Origin of the sequence: Paenibacillus sp. yr247 (assembly GCF_900103825.1) — a bacterium.
Classification (GTDB): domain Bacteria; phylum Bacillota; class Bacilli; order Paenibacillales; family NBRC-103111; genus Paenibacillus_E.
This window is the reverse complement of the sequence record NZ_FNIF01000004.1, coordinates 73,515-92,579: the sequence shown is the minus strand read 5'-3', so window position 1 is coordinate 92,579 and position 19,065 is coordinate 73,515. Positions and strand designations below refer to the sequence as shown.

Annotated in this window: 24 protein-coding genes; 22 read left to right on the top strand and 2 right to left on the bottom strand. The window is 45.5% G+C overall.

Annotation, left to right across the window (positions count from 1 at the left end; all coding sequences use genetic code 11):
* Positions 1–379 precede the first annotated feature (379 nt).
* From BLT91_RS31510 to BLT91_RS32760, 20 genes are all read left to right on the top strand, one after another.
* On the top strand, positions 380–553 hold the full coding sequence (locus BLT91_RS31510; protein WP_175532243.1) for a hypothetical protein: 174 nt from the start codon (positions 380–382) through the stop codon (positions 551–553).
* A 132-nt stretch (positions 554–685) separates the two neighbouring features.
* Positions 686–1,465 carry an enoyl-CoA hydratase-related protein gene (locus BLT91_RS11180; protein WP_090820768.1) on the top strand — a complete coding sequence of 260 codons (780 nt, stop codon included), beginning with the start codon at positions 686–688 and terminating at the stop codon, positions 1,463–1,465.
* A 1,201-nt stretch (positions 1,466–2,666) separates the two neighbouring features.
* The gene (eutL, locus tag BLT91_RS11170) at positions 2,667–3,323 is read left to right on the top strand and encodes an ethanolamine utilization microcompartment protein EutL (RefSeq protein WP_090820764.1); all 657 of its coding nucleotides are present in this window, start codon (positions 2,667–2,669) and stop codon (positions 3,321–3,323) included.
* A gap of 17 nt (positions 3,324–3,340) precedes the next feature.
* Positions 3,341–3,676 (top strand): BMC domain-containing protein, encoded by a 336-nt coding sequence (locus tag BLT91_RS11165; RefSeq protein ID WP_302847489.1) that lies wholly within the window; start codon positions 3,341–3,343, stop codon positions 3,674–3,676.
* A gap of 8 nt (positions 3,677–3,684) precedes the next feature.
* Positions 3,685–5,175, top strand: a complete 1,491-nt coding sequence (locus BLT91_RS11160; protein WP_090820762.1) for an acetaldehyde dehydrogenase (acetylating) — start codon at positions 3,685–3,687, stop codon at positions 5,173–5,175.
* Between the two features lie 53 nt (positions 5,176–5,228).
* Positions 5,229–5,516, top strand: a complete 288-nt coding sequence (eutM, locus tag BLT91_RS11155) for an ethanolamine utilization microcompartment protein EutM (protein ID WP_090820760.1) — start codon at positions 5,229–5,231, stop codon at positions 5,514–5,516.
* An 8-nt stretch (positions 5,517–5,524) separates the two neighbouring features.
* Positions 5,525–6,310, top strand: a complete 786-nt coding sequence (gene pduL / locus BLT91_RS11150) for a phosphate propanoyltransferase (RefSeq protein ID WP_090820758.1) — start codon at positions 5,525–5,527, stop codon at positions 6,308–6,310.
* Between the two features lie 6 nt (positions 6,311–6,316).
* Complete coding sequence (locus tag BLT91_RS11145; protein WP_090820756.1) at positions 6,317–7,171, top strand: hypothetical protein; 855 nt, start codon at positions 6,317–6,319, stop codon at positions 7,169–7,171.
* A gap of 6 nt (positions 7,172–7,177) precedes the next feature.
* Positions 7,178–7,456 carry a EutN/CcmL family microcompartment protein gene (locus tag BLT91_RS11140; protein ID WP_090820754.1) on the top strand — a complete coding sequence of 93 codons (279 nt, stop codon included), beginning with the start codon at positions 7,178–7,180 and terminating at the stop codon, positions 7,454–7,456.
* A gap of 8 nt (positions 7,457–7,464) precedes the next feature.
* Complete coding sequence (locus tag BLT91_RS11135; protein WP_090820752.1) at positions 7,465–7,806, top strand: BMC domain-containing protein; 342 nt, start codon at positions 7,465–7,467, stop codon at positions 7,804–7,806.
* A 5-nt stretch (positions 7,807–7,811) separates the two neighbouring features.
* Entirely contained in the window at positions 7,812–8,255 is a 444-nt protein-coding gene (locus tag BLT91_RS11130; RefSeq protein WP_090821193.1) for a EutP/PduV family microcompartment system protein, read from the top strand.
* A 32-nt stretch (positions 8,256–8,287) separates the two neighbouring features.
* Positions 8,288–9,739 (top strand): sensor histidine kinase, encoded by a 1,452-nt coding sequence (locus tag BLT91_RS11125; RefSeq protein ID WP_090820750.1) that lies wholly within the window; start codon positions 8,288–8,290, stop codon positions 9,737–9,739.
* The gene (locus tag BLT91_RS11120) at positions 9,736–10,338 is read left to right on the top strand and encodes an ANTAR domain-containing response regulator (RefSeq protein ID WP_254776895.1); all 603 of its coding nucleotides are present in this window, start codon (positions 9,736–9,738) and stop codon (positions 10,336–10,338) included. The genes BLT91_RS11125 and BLT91_RS11120 overlap by 4 nt, the downstream gene beginning before the upstream one ends.
* A 5-nt stretch (positions 10,339–10,343) precedes the next feature.
* A complete protein-coding gene (locus BLT91_RS11115; protein WP_090820746.1) occupies positions 10,344–11,828 on the top strand; it encodes an ethanolamine ammonia-lyase reactivating factor EutA in 1,485 nt (494 codons plus the stop codon).
* Positions 11,825–13,186: an ethanolamine ammonia-lyase subunit EutB gene (locus tag BLT91_RS11110; RefSeq protein ID WP_090820744.1), complete on the top strand. Its 1,362-nt coding sequence runs from the start codon at positions 11,825–11,827 to the stop codon at positions 13,184–13,186. The genes BLT91_RS11115 and BLT91_RS11110 overlap by 4 nt, the downstream gene beginning before the upstream one ends.
* Positions 13,187–13,217: 31 nt before the next feature.
* On the top strand, positions 13,218–14,132 hold the full coding sequence (gene eutC, locus BLT91_RS11105; RefSeq protein WP_254776911.1) for an ethanolamine ammonia-lyase subunit EutC: 915 nt from the start codon (positions 13,218–13,220) through the stop codon (positions 14,130–14,132).
* A 159-nt stretch (positions 14,133–14,291) separates the two neighbouring features.
* The gene (locus BLT91_RS33510; protein ID WP_302847488.1) at positions 14,292–14,420 is read left to right on the top strand and encodes a hypothetical protein; all 129 of its coding nucleotides are present in this window, start codon (positions 14,292–14,294) and stop codon (positions 14,418–14,420) included.
* Between the two features lie 75 nt (positions 14,421–14,495).
* Entirely contained in the window at positions 14,496–14,840 is a 345-nt protein-coding gene (locus BLT91_RS32770; protein ID WP_254776894.1) for a hypothetical protein, read from the top strand.
* The gene (locus tag BLT91_RS32765; RefSeq protein ID WP_254776893.1) at positions 14,841–15,080 is read left to right on the top strand and encodes an amino acid permease; all 240 of its coding nucleotides are present in this window, start codon (positions 14,841–14,843) and stop codon (positions 15,078–15,080) included. It abuts the gene before it with no gap.
* 77 nt (positions 15,081–15,157) lie between these two features.
* Positions 15,158–15,367: a hypothetical protein gene (locus BLT91_RS32760; protein ID WP_254776892.1), complete on the top strand. Its 210-nt coding sequence runs from the start codon at positions 15,158–15,160 to the stop codon at positions 15,365–15,367.
* A 50-nt stretch (positions 15,368–15,417) separates the two neighbouring features.
* Here the strand turns inward: BLT91_RS32760 and BLT91_RS11095 are convergent, their stop codons facing one another.
* Positions 15,418–16,089 (bottom strand): SIMPL domain-containing protein, encoded by a 672-nt coding sequence (locus tag BLT91_RS11095; RefSeq protein WP_090820740.1) that lies wholly within the window; start codon positions 16,087–16,089, stop codon positions 15,418–15,420.
* A 170-nt stretch (positions 16,090–16,259) separates the two neighbouring features.
* Here BLT91_RS11095 and BLT91_RS11090 point away from each other — a divergent pair, with 170 nt between their 5' ends.
* Complete coding sequence (locus BLT91_RS11090) at positions 16,260–17,090, top strand: sugar phosphate isomerase/epimerase family protein (protein WP_090820738.1); 831 nt, start codon at positions 16,260–16,262, stop codon at positions 17,088–17,090.
* Between the two features lie 170 nt (positions 17,091–17,260).
* The gene (locus BLT91_RS11085; RefSeq protein WP_090820736.1) at positions 17,261–18,202 is read left to right on the top strand and encodes an aldo/keto reductase family protein; all 942 of its coding nucleotides are present in this window, start codon (positions 17,261–17,263) and stop codon (positions 18,200–18,202) included.
* A gap of 288 nt (positions 18,203–18,490) precedes the next feature.
* On the opposite strand, the gene BLT91_RS11080 is transcribed toward BLT91_RS11085, so the two are convergent.
* Positions 18,491–18,994 (bottom strand): LysM peptidoglycan-binding domain-containing protein, encoded by a 504-nt coding sequence (locus BLT91_RS11080; protein WP_175532242.1) that lies wholly within the window; start codon positions 18,992–18,994, stop codon positions 18,491–18,493.
* Between the last annotated feature and the right edge of the window lie 71 nt (positions 18,995–19,065).

Here is a 19,065-nt window from a genome sequence, read left to right as displayed (position 1 = left end):
AAGCAGGAGGTCTTTCAATGAAGTGGAAATGTTCCCTCTTCGGTTTGGTTGCAAGCGTGGGATGTATAATTTTGTGTGCCATTTTTTTGTTTTGGAACCCGTCCTTATTTTGTAACTCGTTTCCGCCATAAGGATGAGCAATAGCCATTCGAGAGAGTTTGTGATTTGTTTTCAAAAACCAAGGTCCTCATATAAAAATCGCGATGATTCAACATTTGTCAAATTAATGCATTATTTTAGCTGAACACCTAATAGTCGACAAAAACAAGTTTTGTTTTCACCGCATAGAATGACAAACTTTTTTCCTAAGTGAGCTTATAATGTAGATAAGTTAGAAATCCTACTTCTCTATTTATCTGACAATTGGGAGGATGGTCACATGGACGAGCAATTCATAAAGAGGTTACATACGTTAAACCGTCGCGATGAATTGAGATCAACACTACTGATCGCCGGTATTAAACGCACTCTCAAACGTAAAAAGGAATTAGGTTTGTTAGAAAGGTATTTTAAAAACGTAAAGAAAACGGTTATTGCTAAAGGGTGGAATTGAGTTATTTCTAAAAAACACGGATCAGCTCAATGTGCCGGTCTTTTAGTACGGATTAATAACTCGTCCCTTTATTGGGGCGAGTTTATTATTTAAAAGAGATCGAAATGAATCACAAATAGGGAGGACATAAACATGGCTGAACATATTCAAGTAGCGAAAGAAAACAGGATCGCCGTCGTAACAATCGACCATCCCCCTTTGAATGTCTTAAGCAGGAAAGTGATTGGCGAATTGCACGACACCTTTCTTGAACTTCGGGATGACTCCGATACCGTTGTGGTCATTTTAACAGGCGCGGGAAATCGCGCTTTTGCCGCCGGTGCAGATATTAAGGAGTTCCCTCAGCTTATCGGTCAAGACGGGGTCAGAGATTTTGTTCTTGACAATCATCAGGTGTTGAACGATATCGATTCATTTCCGAAGCCTACCATTGCTGTGTTAAACGGCGTCGTATTCGGAGGGGGCTGTGAGCTTGCCCTAACCTGTGACCTTCGTATCGCCGAGGAGCACGCCCAAATCGCACTTCCCGAAATTACGCTTGGTTTATTTCCGGGATGGGGTGGCACACAAAGACTCCCCAGATTAATCGGTGAAGCCCGAGCCAAAGAAATGATGTTCACCGGTGAACCGGTAACGGCCGCTGTCGCCGAACGGATCGGACTTGTAAACAAAGTGGCGGCAAGTGGAGAAGGGTTACAAGAGGCTAAACGATTGGCGGCCAAGATTGCCAGACATTCGCTGCAGGCTCTTTCTAGAATTAAACAAGCCGTCGACTACGGATTGGATCACACGGTTGCCGAAGGGATCGATCGGGAAGCAGAGTTGTTTGACGAAGTGTTTCAAACGGAGGATGTAAGGGAAGGCGTTCAAGCTTTTATCGAAAAAAGAAAGCCGATTTTCCGGAATCGTTGACTTCGAGCAAAAATGGTTTCGGAAAATCATTGTTACATGCAAAGTCGCGTAAATCGCGGCTTTTTTAATTATAATAGAACTATAGATAACCTTAACCGATATACCACCGAATGCTTTAATTAACTAACATGAATCCAAACGCTTAGAGGAGCAAAACAATGAGTGATGCTGTTGTAAATACAATAACAAAATCAAAAAGCAGGAAGTACTTATATCATTTTACAAGAGTAAGGAATTTACAGGCTATTGCTCATTTCGACGCTCTTTTTTCCAGTCATAAAATAAATCCCTTCTTCGCAGGTGATCGTCGATTAAAGGCCGAGATAGTAAACTATCATGATTATTCTATTACCATAAATGCTCATCTGAGGATTTCTAACAGTATGATAGATGCTTCAATCACACAGGAACAATTTCGGGCTTGCCTGGACCGGCATGTGTTTTTTTGGCCTACATTAAGGGATTGTCAGAAAATGATGAGTACCTACGCGCGTAGAGAATCGAATGAAGGGTTTGCTGTTCTGGAATTTGATGCGTACTCATTATTATCCGAGCATTATTCTGCAGTGAAGTTAACTAAATACGATTCAGGGAGCTCGCCGCGGTTTCCAACTCGTTGTTCCTACAAGAAGAGTTTGGATTTGTTTTTACCATTAAATCAATTCAAGATCGTATTGAAAAACTCTGTGCCTACAAAGACTTCCGAAATACGAGAGATATTAATAGAAGACCAGGTTAACTGCGTCTCAAAATATTTACAATCTGTTTACGTCGACAAATATGAAGATGCACCTGAGTGCTGGATAAGTTTGACGCGGCCTTTCGCGGATTTGCAAGACATACTCAAATAGAGCGAAGTAAACTGATACATGGAGAAACGAATGGAAATATGGTCTCTAACGGAGTTGTCTATCCAACGGTCGAGCAATTTTTTGTGGGAACTGAAGAAGAATTTCATCAAACAAGAAGAATACATTACCCAAGTGACGTTGATCCGATTTAATTTAAACTTAACATAAAACGGTGAAAGCAATTCATTTATGGCTATTATCGAAGAATAAAATAAGAAGTATTGAAATATAAAGAATATATAAAAGAATAGCTTTGTAGGCAATGGTGCCTTGGTAAAGGGAACGTTAACCGTTCTTTGATCCTAGGCGCCTTTTTGTATGTGCATCAATTTGGTAAAGAGGTGAAGGGAGTGAGTCATCAACCGATTCGTGCTGTTCCGCTCGCCATGAGGATCATTCCAAATGTGGATGTTGGTTTGGCGCGCAAGTTGGATTTAAAACAAGGAATACGCAGTTTAGGATTGCTTACGTCTAGTATTGACGATATAGGCTATACAGCGATAGATGAAGCGACGAAAATGGCTGCAGTTGAAGTGGTCTACGCTCGATCGTTTTACGCCGGATCGGCGCATGCTTCTGGACCGCTTTCGGGTGAGTTCATAGGGATTATTGGGGGTCAAACCCCTGATGAGGTAAAGAGCGGCCTTGATGCGGCTGTGAGTTTGATGGAGAAAGGCGCTTGCTTTTATTCACTCAACATGGAGGGCACTCATGCCTATTATGCTCATGTCATTTCGAGAACGGGTTCCTATCTATCTAAAATAGCAGAAATCCCAGAAGGTGATCCACTTTCTTACTTAATCGCGCCTCCCCTTGAAGCGGTATTCGGCTTAGATGCGGCTCTTAAGGCAGCAAATGTTAGACTTTGTCAATTTTATGGACCACCTACGGAGACTAACTTCTCTGGAGGCTTGTTGACGGGGAGTCAATCTGCTTGCGCAGCAGCTGCGCAAGCATTTGCAGAGGCAGTATGGGAAGTCGCAAGAAATCCCAACAAGTTTGGCTGAGAAAGCAGGTGATCAAATTGGATCGACAAATGCTCGCGCTGGGTATGATTGAAACCCGAGGCGTTCCCGCACTGATTGCTGCAGCTGATGCAGCAGCCAAAACCGCAGATGTACGCGTAACAGCTTATGATAAAGCGGACGCCGGAATTGTGACCATCTATATTTTGGGGGAAATTGCTGCTGTGAAAGCTGCCGTGGAAGCAGGTCAGTCAGAGGCTCGCAGGGTAGGTCAGCTGTTATCGACCCATGTTATTCCACGGCCAGATGCTTCGCTTTGGAGTTTTATTCATAAGTTGATGCCTACAAACCAACCAGATGCACCCTTATCATCTGATAATGATGGAAGGGAGTGATCACCGATATGAAGCTGGATACCGATTTGCAGGATATTCAAGCAGTTCGTGATTTTCTTCATCAGGCGAAGACAGCACAGAAGCAGTTGGAGAAAATGACGCAGGCACAGATCGATCACATTATCGCCGCGATGGCGAAGGCAGCTGAATCAGAGGCGGAACGACTTGGCGCGCTTGCTGTAGAAGAAACAGGTTTCGGTAACATTGTAGATAAAAAAGCGAAAAACATGTTCGTAGCACATTACGTCTATGAGGCTATTAAGGATATGAAAACGGTCGGCATTATCAATCGGGACGATGACCGGAAGGTATGGGAGGTTGCTCAGCCAGTCGGCATCGTTGCCGCCATCATCCCTTCGACCAATCCGACCTCGACCGTCATGTTCAAATGTATGATTGCTTTAAAGGCAAGAAACGCCATCGTCATCAGCCCTCACCCATCGGCAGCACGCTGTTCATGGGAATCAGCAAATGTGATGCGGCGGGCAGCCGAAAGTGCCGGAGCACCAGCAGGGTTGATTCATTGCTTAAAGAAACCGTCCATTGAAGCGAGCAACGAATTGATGAGGCATAAGCTGACAGATCTCATTTTGGCTACAGGTGGGACAGCAATGGTCAAGGCAGCATACAGCTCGGGTAAACCTGCTTACGGCGTAGGCCCTGGAAATGTGCCTGTCTTTATTCACCGAAGCGCGAATATTACGGGAGCTGCCAGCCATATCGTACAAAGCAAGACGTTCGACTACGGTACGATTTGCGCCTCTGAACAAGCACTTGTTGTCGATCATGCGGCCAAACTTCAACTTGTAAATGAATTAAAGCGTCAAGGTGCTTATTTCCTGAACGATGTTGAGAAGGAAAAAGTCGCCTCCATCATTATGATTGGCAAAGGGTTAAATTCGAAAATCGTCGGCAAATCGCCGCAGACTATTGCCCGAATGGCTGGTATTTCCGTTCCTGAATCTACTCGACTTCTCATTGCGGAGGAGACTTGCGTAGGTCTACAGCATCCTTTTTCTATAGAAAAGCTAAGCCCGATCCTTGCCCTATACACCGTGAATGATTGGCAGGAAGGCTGCCAAAAGTGTATAGAATTACTTGAACTTGGAGGTCTAGGTCACACGCTTGGCATCCACTGTGAGGACATGACCGTCATCGAGGCGTTCGGTCTGGAGAAACCGGCTTCACGCATTGTTGTGAACACAGGAACAACTTTCGGGGGAATTGGGGCCACTACAGGAATTTTGCCTTCCATGACGCTTGGATGCGGCTCGTTCGGTAACAATGTGACCTCAGACAACATTGGTCCCCAGCATTTGCTCAACATCAAGCGAGTCGCTTTCGGCGTTCGGGAAATGAAGACGGAGAATGATACGAAAACTTCAAGGTCGGCAGAGCGGATCGCGGATACCTTGAGTGATCAGCGAAATCTTGGCATTTCACGTGATGAAGTGATGCAGATCGTGAAAAGTGTTCTATCTGACATGCAGCTACATTAGTTGTTGCAGATCAGTTCATTCATTTTGACAAAAAATCTGAAGGAGGTATTCAAATGGCGGGAGAAATGGCGGCATTAGGAATGATCGAAACTAAAGGCTTGGTAGGATCGATAGAAGCAGCTGACGCAATGGTAAAAGCAGCGAATGTGAGACTGGTAGGTAAGGTTCATGTTGGTGGCGGCCTTATTACAGTCATGGTCAGAGGGGATGTAGGTGCTGTAAAGGCTGCAACGGATGCCGGAGCCGCCGCAGCGGAAAAAGTGGGAGAGCTTGTATCCGTTCATGTTATTCCTCGGCCGCATTCGGACATTGAGTTCATACTTCCCAAGCTTGAAGGTTAAAGGCATCGATGGCGCTCATAACGGAAACATCTCTTCGTGCCAGTTTAGCCAAAGGTCTACTGAATCCTTATCCGGTACAAGAGGGAGATAAATTGACACCGGCTGCGATGGATTTTTTAAAAGCTAGAGGGATCTCATTACAAAGAATCGCATCCAAACCATCCATATATCCTAAAACAATGAATGGAATACAAACAAATGTTCCCGCAGGTGTATCTAACCGACACATCCATCTCTCCCCTGATCATGTCGAAGCGTTATTCGGGACTGGTTACAGACTTAATATTCTTCGCGAATTATCGCAAGCCGGCCAGTTTGCAGCTCAGGAAACGATCACATTAGTTGGCCCCAAAGGAATTATTCCCAATGTCCGCATTCTTGGACCTTCTAGAGGGGCAACCCAAGTTGAAATTTCTCGGACGGACGGCTATTTACTTGGGGTACATCCTCCTGTAAGGCTTTCTGGTCACTTAGAAGGTACTCCTGGGATTATTGTAGTTGGCATTAAGGGAACAATTGTTCTGCAAGAGGGGCTTATTGTGGCGAAAAGCCATGTCCATTTGTCCCCTCAAGATGCATCCGAATTGCAGATTGAAGGCGGGGATCGATTGATCCTCAAAACAGGGGGAGATCGGCCTATCTTTTTTGCAGATGTTATCGTAAGGGTAAGCGAACGGTTCTCACTCGATTTCCACATCGATTTGGACGAAGCGAACGCTGCTGGCTTGAAGACAGGTGACTACGTGCAATTGATCGGTAAAAACGGTGGAATTACGGGTTCCGTAAGGAGGTAGCTGAAGTTGGAAATCAAACAAGTTGTGGAATCGATTATCCTTGAACTGATGAAAACGATGCAAGCGGAAGCCGTCAAACCACCACCCAAGGTGCTCTACATTTTTTGTGACAGCACGGCTCATGAAGCTTTTATGGATCATTTCATCCACTTGCAAAAGAATGGGATCCAGCATGACATCCTCTTCCTTGACGGCGAGACTTCAGCTTGGCTAGGTAAACACAAGATTGAAGCCAGTGCTCCCGGTAAAATCATCTTAGCGGATGAAAACGCTCCTGTTCCTTTGGAAGTGCCGATGGCTTACGACGGCATCGTCATTCCAGAAATAGATTTGGAAAACGCAGGAAGAGTCTCTCTTGGGATGAAAGGAACCATTAAAGCGGAAATCATCTTTGCAGCACTTGTCCTAAACAAATTCGTGTTGGTCGGCGGTGATACGCCTGGTTTGAATCGAGCGGATCGACGAACGTTAAGAATGCTAGAGTTACCGAAGTCTTATCTGAAACTTTTTGAATATTATAAGAAGGAAATGGCAATGTATGGTGTAGAGTTTGCGCCGATGAAGCAATTAGCTGAAGTAGTGATTCGCAAATTCGAGAGTCTCCATAAGGAACATGAAGTTCCTAAGACTTACTTTGATAGGATGGCAGTTTCTGAAGATAACGTAGAGGTTGACGAAATCCCTTTTGAAGCAAGGGTCGAGTTCGATGGCAGGTTTATTTCCGCGGAGTGGGTCAAGCAGCAAAAAAATATAGATCGTGTTTCTCAACTTATGTTATCAAAAGGAACCATTTTGTCGCCATTGGCAAAAGACATGCTGAGGGAAAAAGGCATCGCTGTAGCGTATAGGAATGAAAGGTGATGTCCTATGTTTCTAGGAAAAGTGATTGGGAGCGTCTGGGCCACTCAGAAGGAAGACGGCATGGAGAATTTGAAGCTGTTAGTTATTCAACCAACGGACTTCAATAACCGTGAAGCGGGACAACCGGTTATCGCTGCGGATCGGATCGGCGCCGGAGTAGGCGAAAAGGTTATTGTATCCAGGGGAAGTCCCGCCCGCATTCTTTTCAGCGGTAAGAATGTGCCGATTGATGCAATGATTGTTGGTATTGTTGACAGTTTTGAAGTTGCAGCAGAGGAAGAATAGGTGAGCTAATGGAAGAGCAAAAGCAGAGAGTCATCCAGGAGTATGTCCCTGGGAAACAACTGACACTTGCCCATGTCATCGCTAATCCAGATCCCATTTTGTATACAAAATTGGGCATCGAGGAAGCGAAGGCGCTCGGGATCTTAACCCTGACACCTACAGAAACGGCAATTATTGCTGCAGATATCGCGACGAAAGCTGCACATGTGAGTATTGGTTACCTTGACCGGTTTACAGGTTCACTAGTAATTGTCGGAGATGTGTCTGCTGTTGAAATGGCCATTGAAGCCGTCAATGTATTTTTACAGGAAAAGTTAAAATTTTCTACTGCTTCCCTCACAAGGTCTTGATCACTATGAAAAGAGTGATGGTGATAGGCGCAGTCGGTGCTGGAAAATCTACCTTAATTAAGGCTTTACTCAATGAACTACAGCCGGCAACCAAAACGCAAAGTCTTGTATTCCGCGATTGGCTCATCGATACGCCAGGAGAATACAGTGAAAATCCGTTATATTACCGTTCGTTAATGGCGACGTCCTTTGAAGCTGTCGCTATTCTGCTTGTTCATGATGCAACCCGTAATAGGAATTACTTCCCACCTGGATTTGCGAGTGGTTTCCCCGTACCCGTAATCGGTGCAGTAACGAAAATCGATCATCCGAAAGCGGACGAGAAGCGGGCTGTGATGCTGCTTAGGGAGTCTCTGCCGGAAGGGGAAATAGTTATGACATCCGCAGCAAGTAGTCAAGGGATTGAGGAACTGAAGCGTAGTTTGCAAAAATTTGTTTTCGTAGAGTAAAAGCAAAAATTCGTTGCAGCGAGGTTTTTATCATGACTTCTGTCATTCAACTTTGCATGGAACACACGTTTTTGACACAGGAAGAAGCGGAAATCATCGAAGATTTGGCTCACAATTTACAATTGTTCGCTGATCTTTCTCAGTCGGATGTGTTCATTGATTGTCCGCTCTTCGAAAATAGCTCAGCGATTGTCGTCTCCGAGGCGCATCCTATGACAGCCCCGTCACTCTACAAAACGTCGGTTGTCGGACAGTATGCCTACGCACAGAATGAGCCTGCCGTCATGTTCTGCCTACTTTCAGGAAAACCGGTCAACGGCTCCAGAGGCATCTCGCAGGAACAAAGAACGATGCAGCAAAATGTTGTGCCCATATGCTCTAAGAGCGGTAAAGTGATCGGCGCGCTCATTATGGAGCAGGATATAACCGAGAAGATCGCACAGGAAAAAAACGTGGAGCGGCTTATGGAAACAACCGAACAGCTTAGTGAAACACTTTTCAATGTCGCAATGTCGGAAGGCAGCATGCAGTCGCTTATGCACGAAGGAATCGTATTGTTTGACGAGAAAGAGAACGTCACTTATACGAATCCACAAGCACGCGAAATGCTGAGAAGAATAGGGTACGTTGAGGCAATTGTGGGCAGCAGCTTGAATCAGCTTTTTTATGGTCGTTTGAACCGAGCGAGCATGCTGGATCAGACCGGCATTTATCAAGAAGAGTTTCAGATGGTCAGTGTCACGCTTGAGTTAAAAGCAGTTGCTTTATATCGAGATGCACAAGTTGTTGGTGGCTTTATGCTCATTCGTGACATTTCCGACCTAAAAAATAAAGAGAAACAGCTGCTCATCAAATCAGCCGTCATTAAGGAAATCCATCATCGTGTCAAAAATAATCTTCAAAACGTATCCAGCCTGCTTCGCTTACAGATGCGCAGGACGAAGCAACAAGAAGTGCAAAAGGGTTACCAAGCTAGCATCGATCGAATTAATAGTATTGCGATCATACATGAGATGCTTGCTTTTGATGGTCAGGATTCGATCCCGTTCAACGACGTAGTTGACAGGATTGCTAAAAATATTCTTTCATCCACGAGTAAACCAGAACAGGAAATTCGGATCGAGTTACGCGGTGATGAACTTATTTTACCGTCGAGTACATCAACGACGCTTGCCCTAGTGGTTAATGAGCTTGTGCAAAATTGCGTCACGCATGCCTTTACAGATAGGGATCAGGGGTTCATTGAAATCACTTTTCAATTGAGTGGCCAAATGGCCAGGCTGAGTGTTTCCGATAACGGAATTGGGATTCAACAAAGTAACAATATGAGCAGTAAAAATCATCTTGGATTGAACATAACGGAGACGCTCGTGAAGGAGAATCTCAATGGGATCATGAGCATGGATTCGAACATTCATGGGACGCATGTGCAAATCACATTCCCACTTTCCCAAACGGAAACAGAGGAGGAAGAATTGCTGTGACTAAAGCCATAGTCATTGTGGATGATGATCCCATCATTCGAATGGACATCCGTGAAATGCTCGAAGAAGAAGGATATCTGGTAACTGGAGAGGGCAAGAACGGGCAGGAAGCGATTGAACTCGTTGCCAGACTGAAGCCAGACCTCGTCATTATGGATGTGAAGATGCCCATCATGAACGGGATCAAAGCTGCTCAGATCATCCACAAAATGCAACAAGATACCTGCGTCTTGCTCCTTACCGCTTATAGTCAGAAGGAATTGGTTCAGGATGCCCGCAGCTCTGGCGTCGCCGCATATCTGGTGAAACCGATAACGGAGGCTGATTTGATTCCTGCTGTGGAAATAGCGCTCAGTCAAAAAGAAAAAATGGATTCCCTAAAAAAAGACATCGTACAACTTAAACAATTCCTCGAAGAACGGAAGTTGGTGGAGAAAGCGAAAGGCGTGCTCATGCGAGTTTATGCAATTGACGAGGAGGAAGCTTACCGGAGGCTGCGTGATGCGAGTATGTCTACGTGTACGCCACTGTCTAAGCTTGCAGCGTGCATACTAGCAGACGGACCGGAATTAATGACAGAAATCTTACAGAATAGGTGATTCTCATGGAGGAACAATGGATCACCAGCGTAGGGATAGACCTGGGGACGAGTACAACGAAGATGATCATAAGCCGCTTGAAGCTGGCGCGCACTTCCAGCGCTATTAGTCTTCCTCGTTTCGAAATCGTAGAGCGACAACTCCTACATGCTAGTCCGATTTACAGTACACCATTTAAAAGCGTGGATGAGGTGGACGCTAAGCGGATTGGTGAAATTCTCGCGAAGGAGTATGCACTGGCGGGCATTCATCCCTCTTCCTTGAAATCAGGTGCAGTCATCATCACCGGAGAGACTGCGAACAAAAAAAACGCCCGCGAGATCCTACATCATCTTGCTGAACAATCAGGTGATTTCGTTGTTGCGACGGCAGGACCAGATTTGGAAGGTTTGCTTGCTGGCAAAGGCGCCGGGGCTGATCAGCGATCCATGCAAAGCAGAGAAGCCGTTGCTAATATCGATATCGGTGGAGGCACGGCCAACACGGCATTTTTTAAGCGCGGTAAGCCGGTTGGAACCATTACTTTCCATGTCGGTGGAAGGTTAATTCAAGTTGAGAGTAATGGAATGATTACAGCTGTCTCGCCTTCGATCCGTCCGTGGCTTCAAGCAAGCGGCTACTCGCTCTATGCAGGGCAAGTGGTTACCTTTTCCTTCCTCCGTGAACTATGTATCCGATTGTGCCAGAATATGCTCGATTGCTTAGCAGGATATGACACACACTTGCAGGGGGAATCGCTGCGAACGTTGATCATTGGCGAGCCTCTGTCATCAATACCGACTTTGGAAGAATGGAGTGTATCAGGAGGAATCGGGCAACTTATGGAACGAAAAGGGCCTATAGATATAGCGGAAATGACGCTGTATGGCGATATAGGCCCACTACTTGCGCGAACCTTAAAGGAAGTAATTGCAAGTTATCCGATCAAACTAATACAGCCTGCTCAGACGGTAAGAGCGACTGTTATCGGAACAGGGATGCAGAGCACGGAAATTAGCGGTGCAACCGTTCATTTGGACGAATCGCTGCTGCCGATCCGCAACTTGCCCGTGTTGAAACTGCCAATCACATCATTTATGATTGAACATCCTGACCTTCTTTCAGAAGCGGTGACGCAAATCATGCATACGGGTGTAAGCCTGTTCGGGCAGGATGGCTCTCCACCGTTCGCTTTGGCCTTATCAGGTATTGCCGACTTTACCTATGCGTCTCTTCAGCATCTATCCGCACGGCTTACTGAATGCTTCGCTGCCTATTTTCCGACTAGTACCATTATGGTTATTATCTGTGAGAACGATATCGCCAAAGCACTTGGCCAATCCCTCGAGAGACGCTGCGGAGGACACCCGAAAATTGTTTGCATAGATCAAATTAAGGTTGAATATGGCGATTACATCGATTTAGGGACACCGATCTCAGGTGTCATGATCCCCGTTGTCGTCAAAACACTGGCGTTTCATCATAAAGCCGGGGGAGGGATGCCATCTTGATTCTGAAAACCGTTTTACTTGGACATACGTTTCAGTTTCGTGATCTGAAAGAAATTATGGCGAAGGCGAATGAGGAGAAATCCGGTGACCAATTGGCAGGTATCGCAGCAGCTGACGCTAAAGAGAGAATAGCCGCCAAATTGGTGCTTGCTGATCTCACGCTAGCAGATATTCGTAATCACCCACTGCTTTCTCCAGAGACTGATGAAGTTTCTAGAATTATTGAAGAGGCGGTTAATGAAAAAATCTACGCTGAAGTATGCAATTGGACGGTTGCAGAACTGCGGGAATACCTTTTACGCCAGGACACGAGAAATGGTGAAATCCAAAGGATCAGCCGTGGTTTGAATAGTGAAATGGTCGCAGCAGCAACCAAATTAATGAGCAATCTCGATCTGGTGCAGGCGGCGTCGAAGATTGAAGTTACCTCCCACTGTAACATCACAATCGGACAAAAGGGTATTCTCGCAGGCCGTGCACAGCCAAATCACCCAACAGACAGCATTCCGGGCATGAAGGCTGCTTTGTTTGAGGCGTTGAGCTATGGAATTGGTGATGCCGTTCTTGGCATTAATCCCGTTATTGACACAGCGGAAAGCGTTAAACAAATTTTGAACGCTACCAAGGAAGTCATGAATAAATGGCGTATACCGACGCAGAACTGTGTCCTTGCCCATATCAAGACACAAATGAAAGCGATCCGTCAGGGAGCTCCTGCAGATTTGGTATTTCAAAGTTTGGCAGGGTCGGAAGATGGCAACAAGGCTTTCGGCATAAGCGCCCAGCTTCTTGACGAAGCTGACGATTTGGTGCGGCGTGAAGGTACGGGTACGGGACCCAACCTGTGGTATTTTGAAACGGGGCAAGGATCCGAATTGTCGGCTGAAGCGCACCATGGGATCGATCAAGTCACCCTCGAATCTCGATGTTACGGACTTGCCAGAAAATATAAGCCGTTTATCGTCAATACTGTGGTTGGCTTTATCGGTCCCGAGTACTTATATGACAGCAGGCAGGTGATCCGTGCAGGCCTAGAAGACCATTTCATGGGCAAAATGCAGCAGCTCCCTATGGGGGTGGATGTCTGTTACACCAACCACATGAATGCGGATCAGAACGATATGGACAATTTGGCCGTCATGTTGGCCGCCGCAGGCGTTAACTATATTATTGGCGTACCGATGGCGGACGACTGCATGCTCAACTATCAATCCACTAGCTATCATGATATTGCCACACTACGGGAGACGATGGGACTTCGACCTGCTCCGGATTTTGAAAATTGGCTGGTGAAAATGGGCATAATGGAAAACGGCAGATTGACAGCTCTTGCAGGAGACCCGACTCTATTCATGTAAGAAGGCGAAGGGAGGAGAATCCTATATGACCTTGTCCATTCCTTTGGATAAGCTTGTCGATAATGTGATGGCCGAACTGGAAAAGCGACTCTCTTCGGCCACCGGAGTGAGTCCGATTCACAGAGCTGAACAGCCTGCAAATAATATAGAGAATGAAACAGAAGCTTCAATGCAGGAGAATGGTGAGCCAGCTATGGCAGCTCCTGATGCTATTGAAAGGATCGCGACTAAAGTACCGAGTCCCAAATGGGAGGAAGGCATGCATGAACTCATTGCCAGCACCCCAGCTCGGATCGGCGTATGGCGTACGGGAACTAGACCACTGACCAAAGAGGTGTTGAAATTCCGCTGCGATCATGCAGCCGCAGTTGATTCGATTTATGGACAGGTGAGCCAGACGATTTTGGACGAATTCCGCTTATTCACCGTGGATACCCGTTACGAAAACACAGAAAATTACTTGAAACGCCCCGATATGGGCCGAATTGTTTCTAAGGACGGCATCGAAATCATCAGGAAAAGCTGTCAAGTCAAACCTCAGGTACAACTCGTCATCTCTGACGGATTGAGCGCTAACGCGATAGATGCCAATTTACGGGACGTGTATCCATCTCTGCTCGATTCCCTCCACGCGTATGGCCTATCGGTAGGCACTCCGTTTTTTGTCCGAGGCGGTCGGGTTGCTGTGATGGATCATATCGGCGAAATGCTTAAGCCGGAAGTATTGGTGCTGCTGATTGGCGAAAGACCCGGATTAGTATCCTCAAATTCGATGAGTGCCTACATGTGTTATCGTCCGGGCAAAGGCACCGTGGAAAGCGAACGAACCGTTATTTCCAATATCCATCGTAGAGGGACGCCTCCCGTTGAAGCAGGTGCGCATATCGGCACTATTGTCAAAAAGATGCTCGAACAACGAGCTAGTGGCATCAATATGGATCTATAAGGGAAGAAAAACCTTTAAGCGTTGTCTCATTTTCGAAAGGCAACTGCTGGAGGTTTTCTCATATTTGCTTCATAAAAACTAACATCTTGAGCTGCTTAGAGGGCATTGCATGTGACGGAATGAGAGCATCCAAAGCTAATAGGAAGGAGGTGGGCTCGAATGAGTCTAGTGATCGGTATCGCCTTAGTTGTCATAACCTGTTTGTTTGCATGGTGGATTGTCAGTATTGCAGGTAAAAGCATTCGGGATTTCGACGAAAGTAAACATGAAAGTTTTCTTGGAAAATAACGAACTGTACGTAGGATTGGGATTGGGATTGGGATTGGGATTGGGATTATTTCCATACTTACAGGTGCAGTTCCGTTGTACGGTCACGGGCTGACCTATGGTGGAGGCGGTATGATGGGCTTTGGATGGCCAATCGTAGCGTTGTTCGTTATGTTCATCGCAGCTTCGATGGCCGGGATCGATTATTCCGTTGCCTTATTCGCAGACCCACTGCTAGCGAGTGTATTTGGTTACGCATCTAGCAATACCACAGTACTGATCGCTTTTACGGTTATCCTTCTTAGCCACGGTATCTTGAACCATATCGGTATCGGTATCGTCTCCAAGCTCAACGACTTTTCAGCATGGTATCATATCGCTATCTCAGCGTCGATTATTTATTTAAAGTTGGCGAAACGTTTTCCGATAAGCCGTACATGATTGCTAGCCTTTGTCACTCTCTCGATTAAAGATGCTGCTGCTGCGACGGGCTCGGCCAATGCATTCATTTACGTCATCGGCGATGCGCTCGGGGGTACATTCGGTTCCATCATACTTTGGCTTGTCACAGCCGCCATGTGGTTCTGCGGATTGGCCTCGATCACTTCCTTTTCACGTATGATGTATGCTTTCTCTCGTGACAAAGGCATGCCGCTAAGCAAGCACCGGGCGCAAATTTAAAAAAATTCCGCACACCTACCAAAGCGATCTGGCTGGCCATCATCCTCTCATTTCTTCTCGCATTCATCTTTATTGTCATGATCATTCCACCGAATCAAATGGCAGGTTACGCGTTAGGCGGTATGCTGCTGCTTTTGATATTTATGGATTTTGCTTACTATAAAAAACATTTCCCTGGTCCACAAGCTGCACTAAACACATCCATGGCTGACATTTTACGCAGGGAAAGAGACCTGGAGCTTATTTCATCTACAGAAGGAACACCAACACAAAATACAAAATTATAGCAAATGAATGAAATTGGACCGAATGTAGTCTTCAAGACATAAGCTTTTCTTTATCGTTCCGTGAACAAATACAAGACTCGTACCTTGGCATAAATAGTTAATTGTCCCGGTTGAATTGGAGTGACGGCACTTTTGGCAAGCATAGTGGTTGCGTAGGGGATAGGCTCGGCAGTCCCAAAAATTTCTTGGATTTGGCTGGGAACCGCGAAAAGGGTAACTCCCAATGTATTTGCGATAGTCACGGCCTTTTGCCGAGCGTTTCGAATGGCAAGCGACAATGCCTGATTCTCGTAAATTTCTGGCTGTGAAGTCGTAAATCGAATGCTGGTGATGTTATTGGCGCCGCTAGAAACGGCGTTGTCAACGAGAATTCCTGTCAGTTCCACTCTGTCATTGGTAACTTGTAGGAGATGGGTTACTTTATAGCCTCGAAAGATTTGCTTTCCATCTTGATAATCGTACTGGATTTCGATTCCAAAATCGTGCGTTTGAATCTTCTCCCGGGGGATCTTCAGTTGTAGTAAGGAATGAATAATATTCGCTACGATTTTTGCGTTTTCAGTTTGGATCGCAGGCAAGACAAGACCTTCGGTAACGGCTCCCAGTACCACCACCGCCCTGTCTGGAACTGCTGCAGCTGTTCCCGTACCTAGAACTTCTATTGTAGATGGACAATTAGATTGAGGAATAGTAGCCGACTTATTAAATGGATTGTCGTACATGGAAGGACTCCTTTCTTGTGAAGGGCATAACCTAATGTATGGTAATTTCCGGCATTAAATTCTTTTTTATGATAGCCGAATAAGAGATAAAATAGCTGTTCCGAATATGGATATATCAGGTATGTACTGATAAAATACAATCAAATAAGAGAAAAGAAAGGGTTGATTGTATGCCTTATTTATCATTAACGACCTGGAGCTTGCACCGAAATCTCGGCCCCTTGCGGTGGACCCGTTGGGATGAACACAGTCGTGTTCATATTACTGACGTTCAGGATCAGCCAGAGCTTCTCTCTCTGAATGAGTTGCCTGCTGAACTTGCAGGCAAGGGGTTTACTGCGCTGGAAATATGTCATTTTCATATTCCGGATATAAGTACAGCCTATTTAAAGCAATTGCGACAATCGTTCACGGAAGCCGGTATTCGCTTTTACACGCTGCTTATTGAATATGGTGATATTTCAAGCTCAGATGAATTCCGCAGACAAGCAGATATCGATTGGATCAAAGGATGGATCGACATTGCGTCATTAGCCGGAGCGGAACGCGTTCGTGTCATTGCAGGCGATGCGGATCCTTCGGATCAACAAGCTTTGAGGCGGTCCGCCGAAGCGTTACGAGAACTGGGTAATTACGCTATCCACCGAGGAGTCAGAGTCGTTACAGAAAATTTCCACTTACTTACTTCGACGGCTGACAACTGTCTTGCTTTGCTGCAGGCATGCGGAAATATCCTCGGCCTGACTTCTGACTTCGGCAATTTTAAAGGATCGGGCAAATATGATGATCTTGCACAAACGATTCCGCATAGCGAGTCGATCCATGCCAAAGCACAAACGAACAACGAGGGATATCCGGATGAGACTGAGTTCATTCGATGCCTAGATATTGTCAAGCAATCCGGCTATGAAGGTCCTATTACTGTTGTTTATGACGGTCCTGGGGACATGTGGAAGGGGATTGAACGAGTGAGGAAGCTTGCAGCACCGTTTCTTTCATAAAAAAAGATTATCTTCTCTAGAAAGCATCCCACTGAGTCGCAAGTTACCTAAAGGTAACTTATACAAAAGTATTTCAGTACTTACCAGATGCTATATTCTGTTCTATACTATCTAGGGATAGAGATTTTCTCATTACATAAAATACAACGTTAATTTCGGAGGTGTGTTTCTTGAAATATCGTAAATTGGGTAAAAGCGGTTTAAAGGTAAGCGAAATAAGCCTCGGCAGTTGGATGACCTACGGGGGGTATGTAGAAATAGAAAAATCAATCCGTTCGATCGAGCAAGCTTATGATCAGGGCGTGAACTTTTTCGATACCGCAAATGTGTATGAACGCGGTGAAGCGGAAAAGGTCATGGGTGAAGTGCTTAAAGCTTATCCCCGCGAGTCGTATGTGCTGGCCACCAAAGTTTTTGGGCAAATGGGTGAAGGCCCGAATGACCGTGGACTTTCTCGCAAGCATGTGATTGAACAATGTCATGCCAGTTTAAAACGTCTTCAAGTAGATTATGTAGATCTCTATTATTGCCATAGATTTGATCCGGAAACTCCATTAGAAGAAACACTTCGCGCGTTGGACGACCTGGTTACTCAGGGTAAGGTGTTGTATGTAGGCGTAAGTGAATGGACGGCCTCGCAGATGATTGAAGCTTTGGCGATTGCCGATAAATACTTGTTAGACCGGATCGTTGTCAACCAGCCGGTATACAATATGTTCAACCGTTACATTGAAAAAGAGGTCATTCCAACCGGTATTGAAAAAGGGATAAGTCAGGTTGTCTTCTCTCCGCTAGCGCAAGGAATGCTTACGGGGAAATACCGCCGGGGGCAATCCATTCCGGTTGATAGCCGCGCTGCCAGCAAAAACTGGGGTGAAGATCGCTTTAAAGAAAGTCAGTTAATTAAAGTTGAGAAGCTCGAAAGCATCGCGGAGGAACTCGGCATTAAGGTTTCTCAATTGGCACTCGCATGGATTTTAAGACAAGATAATGTTGCTAGCGCTCTTGTGGGTGCGAGTCGTCCAGAGCAAGTCATTGAAAACTGCGCCGCTTCCGATGTTAAATTGTCTGTCGATATCCTCGATGCTGTGGAGAACATTTTAAAGGAATAAGAGCAATGGTGTAATCAATTCCCATATGCTTTTTGCGATATAAGTAAACAAAAAACGGCAGAGATGCCGTTTTTTGTTTTTCATTCATTCATACAAATATGAAGTGAAAAGTTGAAAACATTAGTAACAGAAGTACTTATGAGACGACCAGGGCAACCATTTGAATTGGTGCCATCCCCAAGTACTTTTCGTGGAATGGTGGATCGATCGGTACATTTCGCTCCCTAATGGGATATCAATGTCTAAATTAATCCGCTTGCAGGTATGCGACGTCAAATTCCAAGCAGATCATTGTTGTCCTGTGTACGGGTATGGTGCCATTTGTTGCCCATGGTACATAGGGGGAGGTGTTTCCGAATAAGGAATCGCTTGTTGTGGGTACATTGGTGTAGATACCCCAGTATCAGATGTTTCATGTTCTAGGTACATCCTGTGACAATGCATTTTATACAAGCGTGGAATATAAGTAATGCTCCCCGGCATCAGGGATTCTGGATGTTGAATGTGCGGGTTCATAGCCTCAAGAATCGGCTGGGGAACATTGTACTTCTGAGCCAATGTGCTCATTGTATCTCCTTCTATGCACTGATGCTGAGCAAAATATGTTCCATCTCGATCGTCTTCCCCTCTAAAGAACGGAAAGGTAAAAGGAGAAAGGAAGAAAAATGGGGAGAATCGGCGCGGGAAGAAAGGATTAAAAAATGGGTTTCCAAAACCTCCAAACCCAAATGGTCCAAATCCCCCAAATCCCCCAAAACCTCCAAAACCGTGTCCAAACTGCCCAAAGCCCATAAGTGATGCCTCCATTTATGTTGATATAGTCATTTGACCATGTATCTTATGGGCTTCAATCATATTGTGTT